The organism is Paenibacillus sp. OSY-SE (assembly GCF_000283315.1).
In the GTDB taxonomy this organism is placed as follows: domain Bacteria; phylum Bacillota; class Bacilli; order Paenibacillales; family Paenibacillaceae; genus Paenibacillus_B; species Paenibacillus_B profundus.
Genome location: NZ_ALKF01000200.1, coordinates 1 through 21902 on the forward strand (window position 1 = coordinate 1; position 21902 = coordinate 21902).

The 21902-nt window shown below is 48.4% G+C and carries 23 protein-coding genes; 20 read left to right on the forward strand and 3 right to left on the reverse strand.

Annotated elements, in window-relative coordinates; translation table 11 throughout:
- Window positions 1-50 precede the first annotated feature (50 nt).
- Window positions 51-428, reverse strand: coding sequence for a YxeA family protein (locus A372_RS0125990; RefSeq protein ID WP_019423853.1), 378 nt, complete (start codon window positions 426-428; stop codon window positions 51-53).
- A 335-nt stretch (window positions 429-763) separates the two neighbouring features.
- On the opposite strand from A372_RS0125990, the gene A372_RS0125995 reads away from it, so the two are divergent.
- A complete protein-coding gene (locus A372_RS0125995; RefSeq protein ID WP_019423854.1) occupies window positions 764-967 on the forward strand; it encodes a hypothetical protein in 204 nt (67 codons plus the stop codon).
- A 149-nt stretch (window positions 968-1116) separates the two neighbouring features.
- Here A372_RS0125995 and lexA read toward each other — a convergent pair whose 3' ends face one another.
- Window positions 1117-1746: a transcriptional repressor LexA gene (gene lexA / locus A372_RS0126000; RefSeq protein ID WP_019423855.1), complete on the reverse strand. Its 630-nt coding sequence runs from the start codon at window positions 1744-1746 to the stop codon at window positions 1117-1119.
- Between the two features lie 251 nt (window positions 1747-1997).
- Between lexA and A372_RS0126005 the strand changes: the two genes are divergently transcribed.
- The 5 genes from A372_RS0126005 (at window position 1998) to A372_RS0126025 (ending at window position 5054) form a co-directional block, all read left to right on the forward strand.
- The gene (locus A372_RS0126005) at window positions 1998-2372 is read left to right on the forward strand and encodes a LysM peptidoglycan-binding domain-containing protein (RefSeq protein WP_019423856.1); all 375 of its coding nucleotides are present in this window, start codon (window positions 1998-2000) and stop codon (window positions 2370-2372) included.
- Between the two features lie 285 nt (window positions 2373-2657).
- Window positions 2658-2876, forward strand: a complete 219-nt coding sequence (locus A372_RS0126010; protein ID WP_019423857.1) for a DUF896 domain-containing protein — start codon at window positions 2658-2660, stop codon at window positions 2874-2876.
- Between the two features lie 139 nt (window positions 2877-3015).
- Window positions 3016-3549, forward strand: a complete 534-nt coding sequence (locus A372_RS0126015; protein ID WP_019423858.1) for a hypothetical protein — start codon at window positions 3016-3018, stop codon at window positions 3547-3549.
- Window positions 3550-3602: 53 nt separating this feature from the next.
- Window positions 3603-4409 (forward strand): HAD family hydrolase, encoded by an 807-nt coding sequence (locus A372_RS0126020; protein ID WP_019423859.1) that lies wholly within the window; start codon window positions 3603-3605, stop codon window positions 4407-4409.
- A 204-nt stretch (window positions 4410-4613) separates the two neighbouring features.
- Window positions 4614-5054, forward strand: a complete 441-nt coding sequence (locus tag A372_RS0126025; protein WP_019423860.1) for a FixH family protein — start codon at window positions 4614-4616, stop codon at window positions 5052-5054.
- Window positions 5055-5214: 160 nt separating this feature from the next.
- On the opposite strand, the gene A372_RS0126030 is transcribed toward A372_RS0126025, so the two are convergent.
- The gene (locus tag A372_RS0126030) at window positions 5215-5757 is read right to left on the reverse strand and encodes a cupin domain-containing protein (protein ID WP_019423861.1); all 543 of its coding nucleotides are present in this window, start codon (window positions 5755-5757) and stop codon (window positions 5215-5217) included.
- A gap of 163 nt (window positions 5758-5920) precedes the next feature.
- On the opposite strand from A372_RS0126030, the gene metH reads away from it, so the two are divergent.
- The 14 genes from metH to A372_RS0126100 all read left to right on the forward strand — a co-directional run bounded on the left by metH (window position 5921) and on the right by A372_RS0126100 (window position 21880).
- Window positions 5921-9358 (forward strand): methionine synthase, encoded by a 3438-nt coding sequence (metH, locus tag A372_RS0126035; RefSeq protein WP_019423862.1) that lies wholly within the window; start codon window positions 5921-5923, stop codon window positions 9356-9358.
- Between the two features lie 161 nt (window positions 9359-9519).
- Window positions 9520-10440, forward strand: a complete 921-nt coding sequence (gene rnz / locus A372_RS0126040) for a ribonuclease Z (protein ID WP_019423863.1) — start codon at window positions 9520-9522, stop codon at window positions 10438-10440.
- Between the two features lie 99 nt (window positions 10441-10539).
- Window positions 10540-11535, forward strand: coding sequence for a metal-dependent hydrolase (locus A372_RS0126045; protein ID WP_019423864.1), 996 nt, complete (start codon window positions 10540-10542; stop codon window positions 11533-11535).
- A gap of 282 nt (window positions 11536-11817) precedes the next feature.
- Window positions 11818-12903: a Gfo/Idh/MocA family protein gene (locus tag A372_RS0126050; RefSeq protein WP_019423865.1), complete on the forward strand. Its 1086-nt coding sequence runs from the start codon at window positions 11818-11820 to the stop codon at window positions 12901-12903.
- 36 nt (window positions 12904-12939) lie between these two features.
- Entirely contained in the window at window positions 12940-13776 is an 837-nt protein-coding gene (locus A372_RS0126055) for an HAD-IIA family hydrolase (protein ID WP_019423866.1), read from the forward strand.
- A 43-nt stretch (window positions 13777-13819) separates the two neighbouring features.
- On the forward strand, window positions 13820-14686 hold the full coding sequence (locus tag A372_RS0126060) for an Fpg/Nei family DNA glycosylase (RefSeq protein ID WP_019423867.1): 867 nt from the start codon (window positions 13820-13822) through the stop codon (window positions 14684-14686).
- Window positions 14676-15602 (forward strand): deoxyribonuclease IV, encoded by a 927-nt coding sequence (locus A372_RS0126065; protein ID WP_019423868.1) that lies wholly within the window; start codon window positions 14676-14678, stop codon window positions 15600-15602. The genes A372_RS0126060 and A372_RS0126065 overlap by 11 nt, the downstream gene beginning before the upstream one ends.
- A complete protein-coding gene (locus tag A372_RS0126070) occupies window positions 15599-15940 on the forward strand; it encodes a cyclic-phosphate processing receiver domain-containing protein (protein WP_019423869.1) in 342 nt (113 codons plus the stop codon). The genes A372_RS0126065 and A372_RS0126070 overlap by 4 nt, the downstream gene beginning before the upstream one ends.
- On the forward strand, window positions 15937-16290 hold the full coding sequence (locus tag A372_RS34755) for a thioredoxin family protein (RefSeq protein ID WP_019423870.1): 354 nt from the start codon (window positions 15937-15939) through the stop codon (window positions 16288-16290). Before A372_RS0126070 ends, A372_RS34755 begins: the two co-directional genes overlap by 4 nt.
- Window positions 16283-17059 (forward strand): ABC transporter ATP-binding protein, encoded by a 777-nt coding sequence (locus tag A372_RS0126080; protein ID WP_019423871.1) that lies wholly within the window; start codon window positions 16283-16285, stop codon window positions 17057-17059. Before A372_RS34755 ends, A372_RS0126080 begins: the two co-directional genes overlap by 8 nt.
- A 49-nt stretch (window positions 17060-17108) precedes the next feature.
- Window positions 17109-18179 carry an SAM-dependent methyltransferase gene (locus A372_RS0126085; RefSeq protein WP_019423872.1) on the forward strand — a complete coding sequence of 357 codons (1071 nt, stop codon included), beginning with the start codon at window positions 17109-17111 and terminating at the stop codon, window positions 18177-18179.
- A 208-nt stretch (window positions 18180-18387) separates the two neighbouring features.
- Window positions 18388-19914 carry a serine/threonine protein kinase gene (locus A372_RS0126090; RefSeq protein ID WP_019423873.1) on the forward strand — a complete coding sequence of 509 codons (1527 nt, stop codon included), beginning with the start codon at window positions 18388-18390 and terminating at the stop codon, window positions 19912-19914.
- A complete protein-coding gene (locus A372_RS0126095; protein WP_019423874.1) occupies window positions 19911-21095 on the forward strand; it encodes an SAF domain-containing protein in 1185 nt (394 codons plus the stop codon). The genes A372_RS0126090 and A372_RS0126095 overlap by 4 nt, the downstream gene beginning before the upstream one ends.
- 50 nt (window positions 21096-21145) lie before the next feature.
- Entirely contained in the window at window positions 21146-21880 is a 735-nt protein-coding gene (locus A372_RS0126100) for a ParA family protein (RefSeq protein WP_019423875.1), read from the forward strand.
- Window positions 21881-21902 lie beyond the last annotated feature (22 nt).

Sequence of the window (21902 nt, forward strand, 5' to 3'; positions counted from 1 at the left end):
TACTTGACAGGGAGCACTTCACTACGGCTCTTTATTCACACTTTTTTCAATTATCTGATACCAAGTTTATCTTTTACTATTTGAGGTAATTGCTCTTCTTTAACTTCTTCATAAGAAACTACTTCTGGAGAACTAGCATCCTTGCTTTTCTTTATATATAGACACAAGAACGCGTTTTCTTTAAGTGGTCCTCCATTCGGTTTAGAACTTGTAAAGGTGATATTCTTTTCAGTACCATGTATATCGCAACCTTTTAATGTGTATTCGCGATAATTGTCAATTAATTTGCCAGTGCCTTTAATTTGAACGTAGTATAGGTCCGTATCTGCCTTTTTAGATGTAGATATTATTTCTTCAGTCACCATGCACGCGCTAAGAAGCATAATGAAAAAGACTAATACCACTAATAAACGTAAAGTTCTTTTCACTTTTACTGCCTCCTGCAAATATTGCTGCAATAAAGAAATCTTACACGACCGTTCATATTGTAACCATCAATACATATAACAGTTTTCTTGCAATGTTGCAAGCCAGGTGCTTTTGCTAGTGCAGACGATCAAAACGCTGCAGCAGAACGTTTGAAGAAAGAAACAGGGTGGCTGGTCTATAAAGTGAATGAAAATAGTCTGAGCCTTAAAACAGGGACCTTTGCTACAAGAGGAGATGCTGAACGAACCCGGGGAGCTGGTTGTTTTTTCTATTGGAGACAGAATAGAATTTCGCATATAATAAGAACAAACGTTCTGAATGGAGGTGAAGTGACATGCTTCTTGAACATTATATTGGTCGAGCAATTGAGATCATTTATGAAGACAGACATGGCGACATCACGAAGCGCCGTATTATCATTCACAAAATCAGTGATGGCACTGTTCATGCGACTTGTTTGCGTTCGAGTGGATGGCGTCCGTTCAAGATGGAGCGTATATTGTCATGGCAGCCGATAGGAGAGGGAAGAACAGCGTAAAAATACGACGCTGAAACTGGAATATGTTTTAAGAAGATCAACAGGCGTGCGAGAAAAGCAGCGTATAAATGGAAATAACAAATTTAGCTTTTGAAAATAAAAACACAGCCGATAATTCACCTATGAGGAGAACCAAAGGCTGTGTTTTGTTAATGGAAATCTCGGAACAAACCAATGACCTTACCCAAAATCGTCACATGCTTCAGACGAATAGGTTCGTATGTCGGGTTCTCGGGTTGAAGACGGACATGGTCTTTCTCGCGATAAAAAGTCTTGACCGTTGCTTCATCGTTTTCCGTCATCGCTACGACGATATCTCCGTTATTAGCAGTCTGCTGCTGGCGAACAATGACATAATCGCCGTTATGTATTCCGGCTTCGATCATACTGTCACCAATGACAGATAACATAAACACGTTCTCGTCGTCCCCGACCATATGTGTAGGTAACGGGAAATAGTCTTCAATATTCTCGGTTGCCGTAATAGGTTCACCCGCCGTTACTTTACCCACTACCGGAATTCTTGCTACAGACTGGGTGAATTCATTCGTACGCTCGGATTGTTCATGGCTGAGCAGTTCAATTGCACGGGGCTTCGTCGGATCGCGACGAATGAAGCCTTTCTTCTCAAGGCGATCCAGATGACCGTGCACTGTAGAACTGGAGGCTAAGCCAACCGCTTCGCCAATCTCGCGAACCGATGGTGGATAACCTTTACCACGAACTTCATTGCGTATAAAATCAAGAATCGCTTGTTGACGACTGGATATTTTAGACAAGGGTATCAACTCCAATGAATACTCTTTTGTCAAAATTATACCATAGAACCTCCGTTCGTACAAACATAAGTTCTAAGGAAAATGCATAAACTCGCGCTTTTTAAGCGTTCTCTTTTATCGGGCGTGAATAGGAAGGAGAAAAAGACGAATGATATGAGAACTAATGTTCTAAAAATATATTGACTCAAACAAGTGTTCGTGTTAAATTATTTGCGAAAGTAATAGAACAAGCGTTTGGGGAGATGGGATAGATGATGTATACAACTTATCGTTCAATTTATAATGTATCGACTGCTGCCAGCAATGGTAGAGGAAAGCAACGTCGTTCAATACATATACGTCGACTTCGTCTTATCGTCTTTACGATCGCTCTCTTTTTCGTCACATGCGGCAGCATTGTACAAGCGTGGGGGAACGATGATGTGCAGGAGCAGGTAGGAATGGAGAGCGCAGTGGAACGGGTGCTTGTCCAGCCAGGAGATTCCTTATGGGTTATTGCTGCTGCTTACAAACCAGAGCATATGGATATTCGTCAATACATTTATGAAATCATCGTATTGAATGATATAGAAGGACATACGCTGTTGGCGGGAGATGTCATACTTGTGCCTTTGGAGTTAGAATAGGGAATTGTCTTTCTTCCATTGATGTAATCAAATCACATATTAAGTGGTCACTACATATCTGCTCGTAATACGGGGATGTTCATTAGCCATACTGTACAGAGTGATTATAATATGATTCAATAACTCACCATTTATATTAAAGCTTAACGGGAGACTCAATATGGGTCTCTTTCTATGTATTTTTGTATTCTTTCTCCATGGCGATTGTAGTCGATACGCTTGCTTGACAAGCTTGACCTGCCATGTCAAAGTAGAAGATATGCTTAGAAACATGGAGGTACGACAATGAATATCGATCAATTGATCGCACGAATAAACGAGCTTGCCCGCAAGCAGAAAACTGAAGGATTAAACGAGACGGAGTTGGCGGAACGTGCGCGCCTGCGAGAGCAATATTTGTCTTTATTCCGGAAGCAAGTCCGTAACCAGTTGGATACGATTCGCTTTGTTGAAGATGAAGAACAAATGGGCGAAAAGGGCGGGTCCGGCGGGCTTGTTCATTAATGTAAACGATAGACCAAGTCGGTGTAATTACCGGATTTTGTCCGGAATTGCATCGATTATTATATTGAAATTCAATTAGGCAAGAGCTTATTAGGTACATCAACGTCTTATTGTCGCAATAATAAGGGGGCTAACATTCATGTCTCGCAGTTGGGAACGCAAGGTGCGTCGTAACAGCACACAACTGAACAAGCAGCGTAAGAAGCAAGGGAAATCGATGATGTCGACTAGCACTGTCGCCTTTGAAGAATTTAAAGGCCGCAGCTATATCCTGCCAATGGTGCTCATAGGATTCACTATCATCTACGCCTTTCTTGGCGGAGCAATGACGGATGTCCAGTCGCCGACGTTATATTGGGTAACGGTCTTCTGTTATCTGGGGTTGGGGATTATTCTCTTCCTAAGAAGACCTTTCCTCCGAATCGGCAAGGGTGAGCTGTCGACGATTAAATGGAACCGGATTCGGACGTTGCCGGCTCAAGAGATTACGAAGATTGTGGCACAACCTGGTTATGTTGTTATAGAACATAGCAGAAAGGGCTCCAGCTGGGTCTTTTCACGCACGATGAATCGGTATGATACGGATACGATGGGCAAACGGCTGCAAAGCTTTGCACAGCAGCATCGCATCGAGTTCGTGGAAGAATCGAAATCAACCGGTTCAGTTAAGTAACGATGAGATAAAGAGTTGATATGCATTACGTCAATGTAAGAGAGGGATCCGACATGTCCATTCAAGCTGTACTGTTTGATTTAGATGATACGTTATTATGGGACGAGCGGAGCGTGGAGGAGGCGTTTGCGGCGACATGCCAGTACGCCCAGTCCAAGTCGGGAGCGATTCCAGATCAATTGGAAGCAGAAGTTCGTCAAGCGGCCCGAGATCTGTACGCGTCTTATGAAACGTATTCCTTTACACAAAATATCGGTATCAATCCATTTGAAGCGTTGTGGGGACATTTTACGGGTGGTGAACATCAGGAATTTCGCATGCTGCAACAATTGGCGCCGATGTATCGCCAGTCGGCATGGACCCAAGGCTTAAAAGCAGTCGGTGTTGAAGACGAGGCGCTAGGTGCCGAATTGGCTAAGCAATTCATGAAAGAGCGTAGAGCCAGATCTTATGTCTATGAAGAGACATATGAGGTGCTTCGCAAATTGAAGACGCGCTATCCGCTGCTTTTGCTTACGAACGGGTCCCCCGATCTGCAGCAAGAAAAGTTGGATGGTGTACCAGACATTATTCCGTTCTTCGATCACCTTGTCATTTCTGGTAACTATCCAGAAGGGAAGCCGGCAATTAGCTTGTTTCAACATGCGATGTCTCTGTTGGATATTGCGCCAAGCGCAGGGCTCATGGTCGGAGATAAGCTGACGACCGATATAAAAGGAGCATACAATGTCGGCATGCACCATGCCTGGCTCAACCGCAAAGGGGTGAAGCTCACCGGCGACATCCATCCTGAATATGAAATTTCTCATTTGTCGGAGTTGTTTGCCGTTATCGATGAGATCGATTCGAAGAAGCACTAGTACTCATTTTACGCACATGAAGTCTGCGAAGATCGCAGGCTTTTTTATTTAATTTAGCGTATTCTCTTGTAAAATGTGACAAATGTCACTGAATCGACACACAAACTGACCTGAATTAGCCCTATCGAGTCATCACGATATGGGTAATGTTGTCTATAATGATACAAGACAAGTTGGAAATGGACTGAAGGAGTGAATGTATTAATGTGGAAAAAAGCAGTTCTCGCATTGAGTTTCGCTGCTTTGCTTATGGCAGGGTGCGGCAATGGCGGGGGTCATGATCAGCATACTGATCAACCGGGTGATGCGATGCACGGTGATCATGGCGGCAGCAACGCCGACGGCACGATTCCTGATCTGATTAAAGTGGAGTTGAAAGTTCCTGATGAGGTTAAGGCTAAGGAATCGATTATCATTTCTGCACGTGTGACGCAGAGCGATAAGGCGGTGGATGATGCGGATAAGGTCGAGTTTGAATACTGGATGGAAGGCGAAGAGCATGAAAGAGCTGAAGGGACGTTAAAGGAAGATGGCACTTATCAAATGGAGCATACGTTCGAGAAGCCAGGTACCTATAATGTCATCTCACATGTGACGGCGCGTGATATGCACTCGATGCCGAAGAAGACATTCGAGGTGAAATAGCTGCTGCTGCAATGATTCACACGGACAATTATATTTACATATATGTAACGCTGACTGTCTTATGAAGGCAGGCTGAATTGTTGTCTGTTATACAAAAAGCGGTCCACCTAATCAAGGAGGACCGCTTTTTTTGCCTAGAATAACAAGCTGGATAAGTTCATTACGCTTTCTGAAATGCGTTATCCTCGAACGGATGGGCAATCCAGCCTTCGGTCTCAATAAATAAACGTACTGCGACGATTTGCCGGTTCTCCATGAGCGTAAAGTAATGCGGCTTACTTTCGGGAACAGAAATGACATCGCCTGCCTCAAGTATTACGTCCATGTAGCCTATATCATCGCTGCCTTTAATGATGAATATGCCGTTGCCGGCTGTGATGGCACGTACTTCGTCCTCAGTATGCGTATGAAGCTGTTCAAACTTCTTCAACAGCTCCTCAATGTTGGGCGTAGCATCAGATAGAGAAATCAAATCCCAGGTCTGATAACCTCTGCGCGCGGCCAAGTCGCGGATTTCTTCTTCATACGTACGCAAAATGACTTGCTTCTCTTCATCGGTCAACACAAATTTCTCGCGAAGTGCTTCGTCTAATTTGTTATGATCCCAATGCTCGTATAATACGCCTTGAACGGTCAAAAAAGAGCGAACGTTCTCTTCACCAGTGATCAATTCATTCGTGTTTCGGATTCGAATCTGTGCCATGCCAATCCCTCGTTTCCCTGCCGATATTTATTATTTCGTATTATATTACAGAGGAAATGAATGGGCAAGAAACAATTTACAATGGAGGACATGCGATCCTTTCCTAATTGGTCCACATCTGTTAAACTAGGTTCTAACATTTATATAGAGGGTGGGCAGAGGGATGAGGAAACCAACTTTACAAGAACGACTTCAAGAACGAATTCTCATTTTAGATGGTGCCATGGGGACGATGATCCAGCAGGCTGACTTAACTCCGGATGATTTCGGGGGCGAGCATTTGGATGGTTGCAATGAAATGCTCGTGTTGACTCGTCCTGATGTTATTTCACGAATACACGAACAATACCTCGAAGCAGGCGCTGATATTTTGGAGACCAACACGTTCGGAGCGACTAGTGTCGTATTAGCCGAATATGATCTTCAAGACCGAGCTCGTGAGTTGAACGTGGCAGCAGCGAAGCTCGCGGTGGAAGCTGCGGCCAGATACAGCACGCCGGAATGGCCACGCTATGTAGCGGGCGCGATGGGACCTACGACCAAGACATTGTCGGTGACAGGCGGAATCACGTTCGATATGTTGATTGACAGCTATTATGAAGAGGCTGTGGCACTCATTGAAACGGGTGTGGATGCGTTACTATTAGAAACTTCTCAAGATACGCTCAATGTGAAAGCAGGTTCTATTGCGATTCAACGGGCCTTTGAAGCGACGGGCAAGACTTTGCCGCTAATGATTTCCGGCACGATTGAACCGATGGGGACGACGCTCGCAGGTCAGAACATTGAATCATTTTATATTTCATTGGAGCATCTGAAGCCAATTTCGATCGGTCTGAACTGTGCGACAGGTCCGGAGTTCATGCGCGACCATTTACGTACGTTAGCATCAATTGCCAAGTCTGCCGTGAGCTGTTACCCGAACGCGGGTCTGCCGGACGAGAATGGACTCTACCATGAGTCGCCGGATTCGCTGGCACGGAAGATTGCCTCATTTGCCGAGCAGGGCTGGCTGAACATTGCGGGCGGATGCTGCGGTACGACACCAGAACATATTCGAGCGCTGTCTGAGGCGTTAAGCCAATATCAGCCTCGTACGAACTATGGCGAGCATCCTCCGGCCGTATCCGGTATCGATACCGTCTATATTGAAAATGAAGGCCGTCCATATATGGTCGGTGAACGGACGAACGTTCTCGGTTCACGCAAGTTCAAACGATTGATCGCTGAAGGTAAGATTGAAGAGGCGGCGGAAATCGCCCGAGCCCAAGTGAAGAGCGGCGCGCACGTCATTGACGTCTGTGTGCAGGACCCTGATCGGGATGAAGCTGTCGATATGGAGATCTTCTTGCAAGAAGTTGTGAAGAAGGTGAAAGTACCGCTCGTCATTGATACGACCGACTCGAAAGTGCTTGAGCTCGCGTTGAAGCATACGCAAGGCAAAGCGATTATTAACTCCGTTAACTTAGAGGATGGGTTAGATAAATTCGAGCAGGTAGTCCCGCTCGTACATCTATATGGCGCTGCTCTTGTCGTTGGAACGATCGATGAACGAGGCCAAGCGATTACACGTGAGGACAAGTTAGAAGTAGCAAAGCGATCTTATCATATATTGGTAGATGACTTCGGGATACAGCCTGAAGATATTATTTTCGACCCGTTGGTATTCCCTGTAGGTACCGGTGACGAGCAATATATCGGTTCTGCGAAAGAAACGATTGAGGGAATTCGGATCATAAAACAAGCGCTGCCGCGCTGTCAAACGGTACTAGGCGTCAGCAATGTATCGTTCGGACTGCCGGAAGCTGGCCGTGAAGTGCTGAACTCCGTCTTCTTGTACGAATGTACGAGAGCGGGACTAGATTATGCTATCGTGAACACAGAAAAGGTTGAACGATACGCCTCGATACCGGACCATGAACGTAAGCTTGCAGAAGCACTCTTATATGAGACGAATGATGACACGTTAGCTGCCTTTGTAGCGGCATTCCGGAACCGCAAGGTGGAGAAGAAAGAGAAGACCAACAATTTGCCGCTTGAAGAGCGTCTCGCTTCATACGTGGTAGAAGGGACGAAGGAAGGACTTATTCCCGACTTAACCGAGGCGTTAACTAAATATAGTTCACTCCAAATCATTAACGGTCCGCTGATGAAGGGAATGGAAGAAGTCGGCCGGTTGTTCAACAATAATGAACTTATCGTTGCCGAGGTGCTGCAAAGTGCGGAAGTGATGAAAGCGTCGGTCTCCTTCCTTGAGCCGTACATGGAGAAGAACGAGTCCGCTGTCAAAGGAAAGATATTGCTGGCGACAGTCAAGGGCGATGTGCATGATATCGGGAAAAACCTTGTGGAAATTATTCTTGCGAACAATGGTTATCATATCGTCAATTTGGGCATCAAAGTACCGCCGGAACAATTGATTGAAGCATACCGCAAGGAGAAGCCGGACGCGATTGGACTGTCAGGTCTGCTCGTAAAATCAGCTCAACAGATGGTCATCACGGCCCAGGATTTGCGCAATGCCGGTATCGACGTCCCGATTATGGTCGGAGGAGCTGCGCTTACGCGCAAGTTTACCAAAAATCGCATCAGTCCGGAATATGACGGCCTTGTGCTGTATGCGAAGGATGCGATGGAAGGTCTTGACTTGGCGAACAAGCTAATGGACGTCAGTGAACGACAGCGGCTCGTCAGCGAATTGCGTGCGCACAAGGAACGGCTTGCGCGTGAAGAGGAGGAGCACACGAAGCTGCCGAAGCTGACGCGTGCGGTTCGATCCGCAATCAAGGAAGCGCCCGTATATCTCCCGCCGGATCTGGAACGGCACGTACTGCGGAATATTCCGATTCCGCAAGTCGTTCCATATGTGAACATGCAGATGTTGCTCGGGCATCACCTTGGTCTGAAAGGATCGGTGGAGCAGCGGTTGCGGGAACAAGATCCGAAGACTGTGGAGCTAAAGGAAACAGTCGATCAAATATTGGTTGAAGGGGCTCAGGATGGTGTACTGCAAGCGAATGCGATGTATCGCTTTTTCCCAGCACAATCCGAAGGGGACTCGATCCATGTTTACAATCCAGAAAATAATAATGAGGTTCTGCATACCTTTACATTCCCGAGACAACAGGTGGAACCGTATTTGTGCTTAGCCGACTTCCTGCGAACCAAAGATAGCGGTATGATGGACTATGTCGGATTCCTCGTTGTCACCGCGGGCAAAAACGTGCGTGAGCGTGCGGAGGAATGGAAGGAGCAAGGTCAGTATTTGCGCCTGCACGCGCTGCAAGCTGTTGCCTTGGAACTTGCTGAAGGGCTCGCGGAACGCATTCACCACATGATGCGCGAAGTGTGGGGCATTCCAGACCCAGAAGAGATGACGATGAAGGAACGATTCGGAGCAAGATACCAAGGGGTACGTGTTTCCTTCGGTTATCCGGCCTGTCCGAATCTGGAGGATCAAGAGCCGCTTTTCCGCTTGATGCAGCCAGAGGACATCGGTGTGCAGTTGACAGAAGGCTGTATGATGGAACCGGAAGCATCGGTAACCGCAATGGTGTTCGCCCATCCTCAGGGGCAATATTTTAACGTGGATAAAGCATAATATATATAGATTCGTTGAAAGCTCCGCATCACCAACAGAAATGGTGGTGCGGAGGCTTTTTTCATCAATGATATTTCGAGGTTAAAGAAATAATGACAAAGCTACAGTATTAATGTAGTTTAATATTAATGGAGATTATAGATTAGGAAGTGTAATGAGACATGGATATCTATTTCTTGGGAACAGGGGCCGGCATGCCGACGACGCGCCGGAATGTCAGCAGTATGGCGTTGCGCCTCTATGAAGAGCGAGGTTCGTTCTGGATGTTCGATTGTGGAGAAGGAACGCAGCATCAAGTTCTCCGCAGTCCTCTTAAGCTGGGCAAATGTGAATTCATTTTCATTACCCATTTGCATGGCGACCATCTATTCGGCCTGCCTGGATTGTTGTCAAGCCGGGCTTATCAGGGCGGAGTCACTCCTCTGACTGTATTCGGTCCGAAAGGGTTAAAGAAGTTCATACATACCACATTCGCCGTAAGCGCAACACAGTTGCCTTATGAATTGCGCATTCAAGAAATTGAACCGGGTGTAATTTGGTCGGATGATCAATTCACGGTCACCGCACTTCCGCTTGAGCACCGGGTCCTGTCCTTTGGTTATCGTGTGCAAGAGAAAGATCGACCAGGAAAGCTTAAGTTCGAACTGCTGCAGCAGAAAGGAATTCCACCGGGGCCGATGTACGGCAAGCTGAAGCGAGGAGAGGATATTGAGCTGCCGAACGGAGAGCTTGTCTTCGCGGCTTCGGTAGTAGGTGCGCCGATTCCTGGACGCTCTGTCGCGATATTGGGTGATACCCGTCCATGCGACAATGCCGTCCGGCTGGCACGCAATGTGGATTTGTTCGTTCATGAGGCTACATTTCTGGAGGATAAGAAGGATAATGCCCATGATTTCGGCCACAGTACAGCAAAGCAGGCGGCAACCGCCGCCAAGAACGCTCATGCGAAGAAGCTTGCACTGACTCACTTCAGTTCGCGTTACAAAGAAGACGAAGTGATGGAGCAATTGCTTGCCGAAGCGAAGGAAGTGTTTCCAAATACGGTGTTAGCTGATGAACATACGGTCATTACAACAACTTAATATATATCCGACTTTCTGATAACGATTGTGAGGTATCCTCTTCTTATCCAAATAAGTCACCGATTCTGGAAGACCAGAGGAGACGAGGAGGAGAAGAAAATGGATACCGCAAGTCACTTATTGTTCGGAGTCACGTTGGCTGGCGCCGCATGCTTGCATCCTCAAATAGCGGAGCATCCGCAGCTGTTCGGTGCAGTTCTGGCTGCGACACTTATCGGTTCACATGCGCCGGACTTTGACACCGTTACAAGGCTGCGGAGCTATGCAGCATATTTACGGCATCATCGAGGCTTGACGCATGCTGTTCCCGCTTGGTTCATATGGCCGCTTGTCATTGCGCTTCCGTTGTCATCCCTATTTCACGTATGGGAATCTTGTCCGATAGTCGCTCTGTGGACATTCATCGCGGTGATGTTCCACGTTGTTTTAGACTGGTTAAACGCGTATGGCGTTCAAGCCGCTCTTCCCTTCACGTCCAAGTGGCTGCATAAAGATGTGCTCTGTCTGTTCGATCCCGTTCTGTTTGGTATTCATATGGCTGTGTTGAGCAGTTGGTTGTGGCTTGATAGGCAAGGAGCTTCATCGCTGTTTGCAGCTGCTTACGCTTTAACCTTCCTTTATATATTATGGCGTTGGGGGACGTGTTCTAGGGTGCTGCAGCAGCTCCGAATGCAATTCCCAGATGCGCTGCATCATCAACTGATTCCCGATCTTAGCCTATGCCGATGGCAATATGTAGTGGAGACGGAAGATTGTTATTCGACCGGATGGGTAATCCAAGCTTCTCCTTTATCCATGTGCACACCGCTTCGTTTTGATTTTCATGCCCGATACGAGAAATCGTTCTCTCTGAATCCAATCATTGAGCGCACTCTGGCAACGGACGGAGTGAGAGCTTTTCACGGATTTGCCGAACGCGTCGTGGTGCATGCTCAGCAGTGGAAGGACGGATATAAGGTCGTGTGGAATGATGTTCGCTTCTGGCATCGGCGTGGATTGCCGTTTGGTGTGGAAGTCGAACTCGATGAGCAGTTGAATGTCGTGAAGACGAAGTTGGGATGGAGTAAGAAAGGATGGGAGCCGCCTTACGTGTAGGGAATACAGCGGAAACGGAGCAATCCGTTTCTTTTTGTTTCCCCAAAATAGTTTCCCGGGAAAGCGCAGGACTTGACAAAACATACGTTGTCCGACGTGGAATGGTGCGCAGAACCTTCATTTCGACGACAACTGTCGTCGCACGGCGTCGAAACAAGAAATCGACTTATGATAACAAGTGTTGCAAGCACGGAAACGGTTCTTTACAATGGATCAAAGTTAAGCATTTCCCAAAAATGCGTCTACATAAATGTGAAGGGAAAAAGAAAGGTGGAGCCTTTTATGAATACACTTGGATTTTCCGTTGTCGGATTCGGTACGATAGCGAAGACGCATATGGTTGCATTGCGGACGATGCCGATTATCAAATCGTTGCCTGTAACGCCAGTGCTGGCATCTCTTGTCACTCGAAGACCGGAGCAAGTCGGAGCGCAAGCCGCGCAGATCGGATTTACACATGTGACTTCTTCCTTGGAAGAAGCGTTGCAGCAAGCGGGCACGGATGTGGTGAGCATCTGCACGCCGAACGCGCTGCATGCCGAACAGGTCCGGATGGCGATGAAGCATAACAAGGCGATCTATTGCGAGAAGCCAGTAACGGAGAGCGCACAGGCTACGGGAGCGTTATTGGAAGAAGTGCCGCCGCAATATCCGCAGCAGCTTGCGTTTGTATACCGCTATCATCCGGCAGTGCTGCGCATTCGCGCCTGGCTGCAAGAAGGCATTATCGGGGATGTGCTGCAGTGTAAGATGGCGTATATGCGTTCGGGATATTTAAATGAAAATAGACCATACAGCTGGCGGTTAAGCGATACATTGTCTGGAGGAGGGGCCATTACCGATATCGGCGTGCATGCACTCGATTTAGTTCGTCTTTGGTTCGGCGAGTTCGCTCATATTGATGGCCGCACAGAGACGTTCATTCCGAGCCGTCTGAAAACTGCAGGTTCGGAAGAACGGGTGGACGTTCACGTCGATGATTGGGCGGTAATGAACTTCCGGATGGAAGAGGGCGTGCGCGGTCTTGTGGAAGTGTCACGAATCGCTTATGGTGCCGATGCGTTCCGAATCGATATCGTTGGTACGAAAGGCAGCATCACCTGTGACTTGGAACGCGATAAAAAGCCGACACTCCATCTATTAAACGGCAGCATGCAAGCGACGCCGGAACCGGACAGCCTATATTTGCTGCCAGACGAGAAGGCGACGATGGGAATTTTTCAAGATTGTCATTTCGGTGCGCTGCATCACTTTATTTTGCGCCTATCCGGTGATGAACGGTGGTCGGATCTAGCACCGACGCTTGCGGATGGATATGCAGTTGAGCGTTGGGTTGATTATGTTATCGAGTCTTCCCCAGCTAAGTAAGTCAACCATGGGCAAGAAAGGAAAGTGAAGTCATTTATGAACAGTCGTAATCATCACCGTATTTGTGCATTTATCGATTTGGACGGGACAATGTATCACGGTTCCACGAAGGTGGAGGGCGCGGATCGATTGATTGCCACGCTGCAGGAACTGCAAGTTCCTTATCTGTTCGTGACGAATAACTCTTCTCGCACGCCGGAAGATGTGGCTAAGCTGCTGCAAGGGTTTGGAATACCTGCAAATCCTCAAGATGTACTCACGTCTGCTCAAGCTGCTGCATCGTATATTCAGATGAAACATTCGGATAAACTTGTATTTATGGTAGGAGAGCAAGGCTTGCAGCAAGCATTAACCGAAGCGGGAATTCGATGGACCGATGATGTAAATGAAGTGTGGGAGCAATGTATCGGTGTCGTCGTGCAGGGAATAGACCACCAGTTCTCATACGCTAAGCTCGAAGCCGCATCTTGCGCTATCCGCAAGGGTGCAGTTTCGATTTTAACCAATCCTGACGTAATGCTGCCATCCGACAGGGGATTCTCCCCCGGAGCCGGCACGATCGGTGCTGCCGTGCAGGCAGCTTCAGGCGTTGAACCGATTATTATCGGCAAGCCGAGCGAGTTAATTATGAAAGTGGCGTTGGAGCGAATGCAATGTGAGGCGGCCGATGCCATTGTCGTTGGTGATAATATGATGACGGATATGTTGGCAGGAGTGAATGCTGGCTGCCGCACAGCGCTTGTCTTTACTGGATTAACGACGCCATCCAATCTGGACGAATATAAAGAACGATCCGGTGTAATTCCGGATGTTGTCTGTCACGACATGGAGGAAATGCGTCAATGGTTTATCGACGCAGTGAACCAACAATAATTCACGACATATATCATCATGTGAACAGGAAGGAAGATGCTCGATGCCGGAAATTCCGGAAATCGAAGGGTACCGCAAGCAACTGGAGCAGCATGTGGTTGGACAGCGTATACGCGATCTGCACGTACAGCGGGATTCTTGGTTAAATACAGCGCTTGAAGCTATGAAGGACGGTGTGATAGGCCGTCAAATCCTGTACGTTGAACGTAGAGGAACGGATTTGATTTTTCATTTGGATGATGGTCGGCGTTTGCTGCTTCGCACAGCTCAAGGAAGTCATTTGCACATGGAGCAACGTTTCGATGAAGCGCAGTCAGACGTGCGAACGACAGCAGATGGCATCCATAAGGAGCAGTTGTCGCTTACGACCGATAATACCATCGTGACGATTCATAGTGCGCGTACAGGGCAATTTCTGTGGCTTACTGCTAAAGAGCTGGACGAACAGCAAAAAGAACAAGGCCCTGACCCGCTATCACGTCATTTGACGCCAGAGCGATTCAAGAAGCTCTTTGCGAAGCGCCGTTCCGCATTAAAAACGGCTTTAATGAACCCGAATATTATCGTCGGCATCGACAGCCGTTTTGCCGATGATATTGCTTTTGCGGCACGGTTGCGTCCATCCATCCGTATGGATCTACTTCAGGATGATGATTGGGATCGCTTGTACCACGCTATGGTAAATGTGCTGCAAGGAGCGATTGAACAGGGTGAAAATGGAACGGCGAACGTACAGTGCCTAACTGCCGACACTCAAAACGCTGGGGAAGAACTGGATAAATCGATTCACGGCAAGGCGGGGGAACCTTGTCCGTGCTGCGGCACATTGATACAGGAAATGCTGATTCAGCGTCGGCCTGCCTATTATTGTCCGCAGTGCCAACCGGAAATTCCTCCGAATGAGCAATAACAGAATCAGCAGCGATACCGTCGATCTGTGCTATGGTTGTCACCTGTCATTGCGGGGAGGATATGCACAGGCGTCTAAGCAGGCGATTCAATTACAGGAACAAGCAGGGCTGGGCTGTTATCAATATTTCAGCAAAAATCCACGCAGCTTATCCGTGAAAGCTGGATTTGAATCCGATGCATTGTCCGCCCGAGACTATGGAGAAATGTACAATATCCGCTCTGTAGCACACACGCCGTATCCGACCAATCTGGCCGTTGATGCCGATGAGTCGCCCGAGCTGTTTCAGGCCACGGTACAATCGCTGTTAAATGATCTCATGATTGCGGAAGCTTGCGGATCTGTAGGGGCCGTGGTCCACTTCGGAGCTTACAAAGGCAGCCGTGTTGCTGCGGACAAGGCTGTGCTGCGGGGTTACGAAAATATTATCCGCACGCTGAATACCGTGTTGAACGTCTGGTCCGGTCAAGCGCTGCTCCTCATCGAGAACCAGGCGGGCAATCATGGAGGCATGGGAGCTACATTGGAAGAGCTTGTGCAAATTCGCAAGCTCAGCAGCCGCCCATCAGCTGTCGGCTTCTGCTTTGACACTTGCCATGCGTATGCAAGCGGCTTATGGAATCCGTCAGAGACGAAAGCGCTGCTCTCTCAAGGGAATGCTCTCGACTACTGGCCACACGTTCACGCTGTTCATTTGAATGATGCAAGAGATGGCTACGCTTCGCGTAAAGATCGGCATGCCAATGTGGGTCAAGGCTGCATTGGTATGGAAGCGTTCGATCAGCTGTTGTCTACAGATGAGATGCAAGGAAAAATGTTTATTTTAGAGACGCCCGGCGACGGGAACGGCCGACACGACTCGGAGTGGGAAGCGCTGCGTATGAATTGGGACGGAGGGAGAGAAGGTAAACGATGATACACGTTTATTTGGACGATTGGCGGCGCTGTCCGGACGGATTTGTGTTAGCCCGTAATATGGAGGAATGTCTTCTTCTATTAGAGCATGAGGAAGTCGGCATTTTATCATTGGATCATGATTTGGGTATGGGCGAGCCGACCGGGACGGAGCTTGTCCGTGAGATAGTACGGCGTGGATTATATCCGAAGCAGGGAATCTATTTGCACACGTCGAGCGCGATCGGAAGACAGCGAATGTACCAAATGCTGTATGAGAATAAACCGGAACAAGTTGCGCTTGCCAATGGGCCGATGCCCCCTGATGTTCTTGCACGTGTGAAACGAGACAAGCAATGATTACGTTATCTGCGGCGGAGTGTCGACAACTGCTATGGGATGATAGGGGCAAGCATCCTAATGAGCTGTGGGATGCTTTATATGTGCACAGTCCATTTTGCGGAACGTGCCAACTTGCAGAGCGTATGCTGACTATCGTTGAACAGACCTGTCCACAAGTGACGATCGCCTCCGTGCACATTCAATTTGTCCCAGCTCTTGTTCACACATTTCAAATTGAAAGCGTGCCATGCTTATTGATTTGGGAGCGGGAGAACGCGGATGCCAGTAAAGAGCCTAGCAAAATCTATGCTTTTCATTCGGTATCCTATCTTTATGAACAGTTGAGAGGTGGGGAAGCAGATGGTTAATCTCCGTAATATTTGGTTTCAACGCGAGGAACGTGTTATTCTGAATGATGTGAATTGGAACATTGAACAAGGCGAACATTGGGTGCTGCTCGGACGCAACGGTTCGGGCAAAACGACGCTGCTTGAATTGATTACCGCTTACCAGTTTCCTTCCAAAGGGATGGTTGAGGTGCTTGGACATACATATGGACACTGTGACGTGCGGGAAGTGCGCAAGAAGATCGGGTATATTAGCCAATCCCTTGTCGAGAAATTAACGCTGAGCGACCCGGTGTGGGAAGTTGTCGCTACAGGCGCATATGCATGGCTCCGGTTCTATCAGGAAATACCTGAGGAAGTGAAGGCGAAAGCTCATGCGCTGCTGGAGGAGCTTCACATCGGCCATCTAGCCGATCAACCGCTTGGCATATGCTCGCAAGGAGAGCGGAAGAAGATTTTGCTGGCACGGGCTCTAATGGGAGAGCCTGAATTGCTCATTATGGATGAACCTTGCTCAGGGCTCGATCTGTATGAAAGGGAAAAGATGCTGCAGGATTTGCGGGTGTTGACTGGACGCGATCTGAGCGTCATTTACGTCACGCATCATTTAGAGGAAATCGTGCCGTTATTTACGCACGTCGCTCTGCTGCATGAGGGGCGGATGGTCGCTTCGGGACGCAAGCATGACGTGCTGACACCGGAATTGCTCGCGGCAACCTTCGATTTGCCGGTGCAAGTCGATTGGGTGGACGATCGTCCGTGGATTCGAGTTCATCATGAGCACGCATAGAGCATGAAGTTATACAAGAATTCGAACTAACGTTGGAGGTTTAACCTACTTGGAGCCATTACATCAAATACATTTGGAACAACACTTTCAACCAGCCTCGCATTGGGTGATTACTTCAAATCACGGGTTCATTTCTTATGCGCAGGAAGAATTGAGAAGAAGCTTCGGGCAGCTAAAAAGCCGTATGCTCGTGTCAGGTGAGACGGCACTGATGGAACTGCCTGCGGATGCGCATGAGGTGCTGCGTCTGCTGGAGGAACAGCCGGCTATCTTTATCAGACATATTCAACCTGTGCATGCCGTTGTAGAAGAGTCTTCAATGAAAGCTGACCTGCCTGCTTCTGCAGGTTTATTAGTTGACAAGCTATTTGAACAATCAGAGGCAGCGATGGAAAATATACATGTTGCCGTACACGTACGCTCTAGCGTATCGAATGCACCGGAGGACAAAGCGCTGCGAGATGCATTAAGGGCTGCTGCTGAGGCGGGCGGCGCACTTAGTGCCGTTCAAAACCCATCTCTCATCATCTCTCTATTCATACATGAGGGTATGGTGTATGCCGGCCTTGTGACGCCTGCGCAAGCAGGTTCTGACTGGCCGGGCGGCGCCATCCGGTTCCAGCGTGAAGAAGGTCAAGTATCGCGCGCAAAATTCAAGCTGTTGGAAGCAGAGCGCACATTCGGGCTTGAGTTCTCCGCGTATCGGAATGCGCTCGATGTCGGTGCGGCACCGGGAGGTTGGACGAGTCTGCTGCTAGAGCGTGGAGTGCATGTGACTGCTGTCGATCCAGCTAAGATGCATCCGAGCTTAATGAACCATCCTCGTCTGAGCTACTTCGGCAAGAATGCGGGCGAGGTCGCATTTGAGCCGTATGAATTCGATCTGCTCGTCTGTGATATGAGCTGGAGTCCCAAAGTGACGGCTAAGCTCGTCATCCAACTGCTTGACTCCGTTATCTCTGGAGGAACGGTAATCGTAACGGTGAAGCTGATGCACAAGAAGCCGCTGCAGACAATACGTGATGTGACGGAGATGTTCAGTGAACATATGCAGATCTTGCGCGCGAAGCAGCTGTTCCACAATCGTGACGAGATTACACTTTATATGCTGAAGTATTGATAGAGCTTGTATTAATGGTATATTATTTATGTCATTAAATATTGTAGAATCGGAAGCGAATTCTAAAAGTTTTAAAAAAACACTGGACAAGTGTGAACGTTTCCACTACAATAGCATCAAAACATATGCATACACAGGGAAGCACCCTGATTACGACCGTTGCGGTTCGTTTTCAGGGTGCTTTTTTTGTTGTCTGGAGGGGGATAGTTTGCAGTCATTACATGCGCATCTGCAGCCCGGGGAGCTTCTGTATGAGCGCTATCGCATCGGGCGAATTCTCGGTGCAGGCGGAATGAGCGTCGTCTATTTGGCCTACGATGAACGGTTGGCCGGGAAGCAATGGGCGGTGAAGGAATCGAAGCCAGTGTCGCAAGATGTGCGTCAGCTCATACATGAAGCGAAGCTGCTGACCGCGCTTCGGCATCCGCATCTCCCGCTCATTGTTGACTTCTTCCCGCCGGATGAGGGAGGAAGAGCTTATCTCGTCATGGAGTACATCGAAGGAGAGACCTTGGCGGAGCGGTTGAGAAGGAAGCCCATCTCTTTTCAGGAGACAGTAGCGCTCGTCATCCCGGTATGCGAGACGTTATCGTACTTGCACGAACAAGAACCGCCGATTGTATTTCGAGACGTGAAGCCATCCAACATTATGATTACGAAGCAAGGCCAAGTGAAGCTAATTGATTTCGGCATTGCAAGAAATGTGAGTGCTGCCAGTGATCAGGATACGGCGAAGCTCGGAACGATAGGCTTCGCGGCTCCGGAGCAATATGAAGGCAAGCAAAGCGACGCCCGAACGGATCTGTACGGAGTTGGAGCGCTGCTGGGACACATGCTTACGACAGGCATATGGCGCAGCGATCGAAGCTTGAAGGAGCATATGCTTCAAGATGATGTCCCGCCATCGTTCTTTTCCGTCATGATGAAGCTGTTGGCGAAGCAGCCGCAGGATCGTTACCAAGAGGCAACTGAGCTGTTAGGTGAGTTGCAGCAATACATTTCAGTCCAGAAGGAGGAGTATCGGAATTCAGCATCGGTCAACCACGCGCTCCGCCGGGGTAAATCAAGCGTCGTTATCGCTTTTTTGGGGGCGGCGCCAGGACTCGGAACAACCCATGCCTCATTAATGTGCGCGTATCAGCTCGGGAAGCGAAGGCTGGGCAAGATCGCTTATGTGGACGCAAATCCGACGACTGGATCGACGATTAAAGCGTTAGCTGCGGATTATGAAGGCGAACATGAATTGACCCCCATCACAGAGAAGACGAAGCTGTATGGATTCCATTGTTTTTACTGGAATGATGGCGAGGATCTGCTGCCTGCATTAATGGGACAATTCGATTACATTGTGCTTGATTTAGGTTGTTACGGTTCGGGGGAACGAATCGACGAATTCATGCGAGCCCAAATCCCTGTTCTCATAGGAAGTCAAGCGCCATGGCGAAGAATGGAATCAGAGACGATTGTCAGCTTCTTCGAATCGAGGCAGTTCCGCCATTGGTACATGGCCAATCTCTATCAATGTGACGAGATGTCCGCTAGGCGCAGAATGCGGCAATATTGTCGCGGGGAAGTGTCTGTTCCTGTTCGTGCAAATCCATTCGCTTGGGATGAAGCGTCTAGTCGATGGTTGGATTGCATTCTAGATCTTGAGGGTGTAGAGCAGAACCTGCTTCGTCGGCTTAGTAGATGGATAGGGGGAAGCAAATCTAAGAAAGGAGTGCTGCGGAGTTGAAACGATGGACACGAAGAACGAAGCAAATGTTGATTTCCGGTATAGGCGGGGCGGTAGCAGCTAGTCTTCTCTTTGCTTCTTATCACTACTGGGCCATGACGAAGAACGATGCCCGGAATGAGACGGTAAGGTCGGATTACGAACAAAAAATAAGCCGATTGAAGGAGCTTACAGATGAACAGCAGAAGGAACGTGATTCTATCTGGGTGTTTAAGCAGCCGTTGTTAGCAGGCAAGCGAATTCGTTCGCAAGACATCGCGATGATTCAAGCGTCTGCAGACGTCGTCCCGCAAGACAGGATGAATCACCCGGACGATATTGTCGGAAAAGTATTGAAAATCGATGTTAGCGCGCAGACGCCGATTTTGTTCTCGATGCTGTATGAGGAAGCGGTGCTTGCAGATGACATGCGGTGGATGGAGACGGCGGTTATTCAATTACCGCTTCTGTTAACAGAACACGATGTCGTGGACATTCGAATTCGCTTTCCGAATGGACAAGATTATGTCGTCATTACGCAAAAAGCGATAATGAGGGTTCAACTGCCTACGATATGGATGCAGTTAGATGAGCAGGAGCGGTTGATGTTCTCTAGCGCTTGCGTGGACGCTTATCGTAACGGTGGTCAGATCTACGCCCTCCGCTATGTGGAACCGCATCTGCAGAAGAAAGCGGTGCCGAACTATCCCGCGAATGCTGATGTGCTGAAGCTGATTTCATCCAATCCAAATATCGTTAAGAAGGCGGACACCGCCTTGGCACGCGTCGTTCGGCAGCAAATGGAGAAAAGTTGGGAGAAACAGAAGGCTGCCAACGGTTTAGAGTTGAATCGAGGAGGAAGCGAAATCAGAAGCATGTCCCGCGCTCCCGAATCATCGCTAGCGGAGGAAGGATCGGTTGATGCCAATCCGGCCAGCGTCTCGGGTTACGCCCCATTCACCGGTAATGCTGCGGAATCCAAGCGAAGTTCTCCGTTCGTTGGACTTGCCCCAGCCTCTAACGAGCAGTTGGGAAGAACCTTGCCTGAAGCTCAGCAGGGGAAGAGTGAAGCAAGGCTGGAGAGTGATAGGGGGAACACTTCCAGCAAAACGGGCGCAGCACCTGATGCAGTGGCAGAGAGAGAAGATGAGGAGGTTAACGTAACTCCGAATCCAAGTCTTTTGAACGAGAATGATCCTTAATAATTGCACGGGTACAACAACTATATGAAGGTAATAACGGAGGGAGAAGATTGGCAAAGGGAATTTTTATCGGCGCATGCGACAAAAGTATTCATCTGATTGCTTTAGCAACTTTTTTGACCCGTTTAGGTCGCAAAGTGCTGTTAGTTGATGCAACGATAACGCAGCGATTGGCTTACTATACCGGATTACAGCAAACACGGCACATATCCATTTTGAACTGGAACGGAATTGACGTTATGGGGGATACAGTGAATTGGGCTGATATGGAACAAGGGATGGAACGTCAGGGAGGAGACTTGAGCTTCTATGACGATGTCATTATCGATACGGATCGTTCCACGTTTGGCAATGCGAAGCAGTGGCAAGCAGCGGATATAAGGTTCATGACACATACGCTGGAGCGTTATGCCTTATATAGAAATATCGAATGGCTGCAGACAGTTCAGCTGCATGATAATGGGGAACCGCTAGAATTCATATCCCTTCAGCTTCGTTCCGTCGATCCTGATGCGGAAGCCGCATTTATTGCCGAGCTATATCATTCTGGCTTTTCACACCGGTGGGTAAGAGAGCCGATTGCCATAGCAGAGGGGGAACAGGATTGGATCGCCCAAATGGAACACGAGCATGAAGGCCGATTTGAAGCGGCATCGTATATGCGCTCGACGAAGAGGGCGTGGCGCGCTTTAACAGAGTGTTTCACTGGGGAATTGCCGGACAAGGTATGGAAGAGATGCTTAAGGACTGAGAAGAAAGGGCGTAATCGCTATGCCGCTATGTAAACACTGGTTAGTCCGTTCCAGC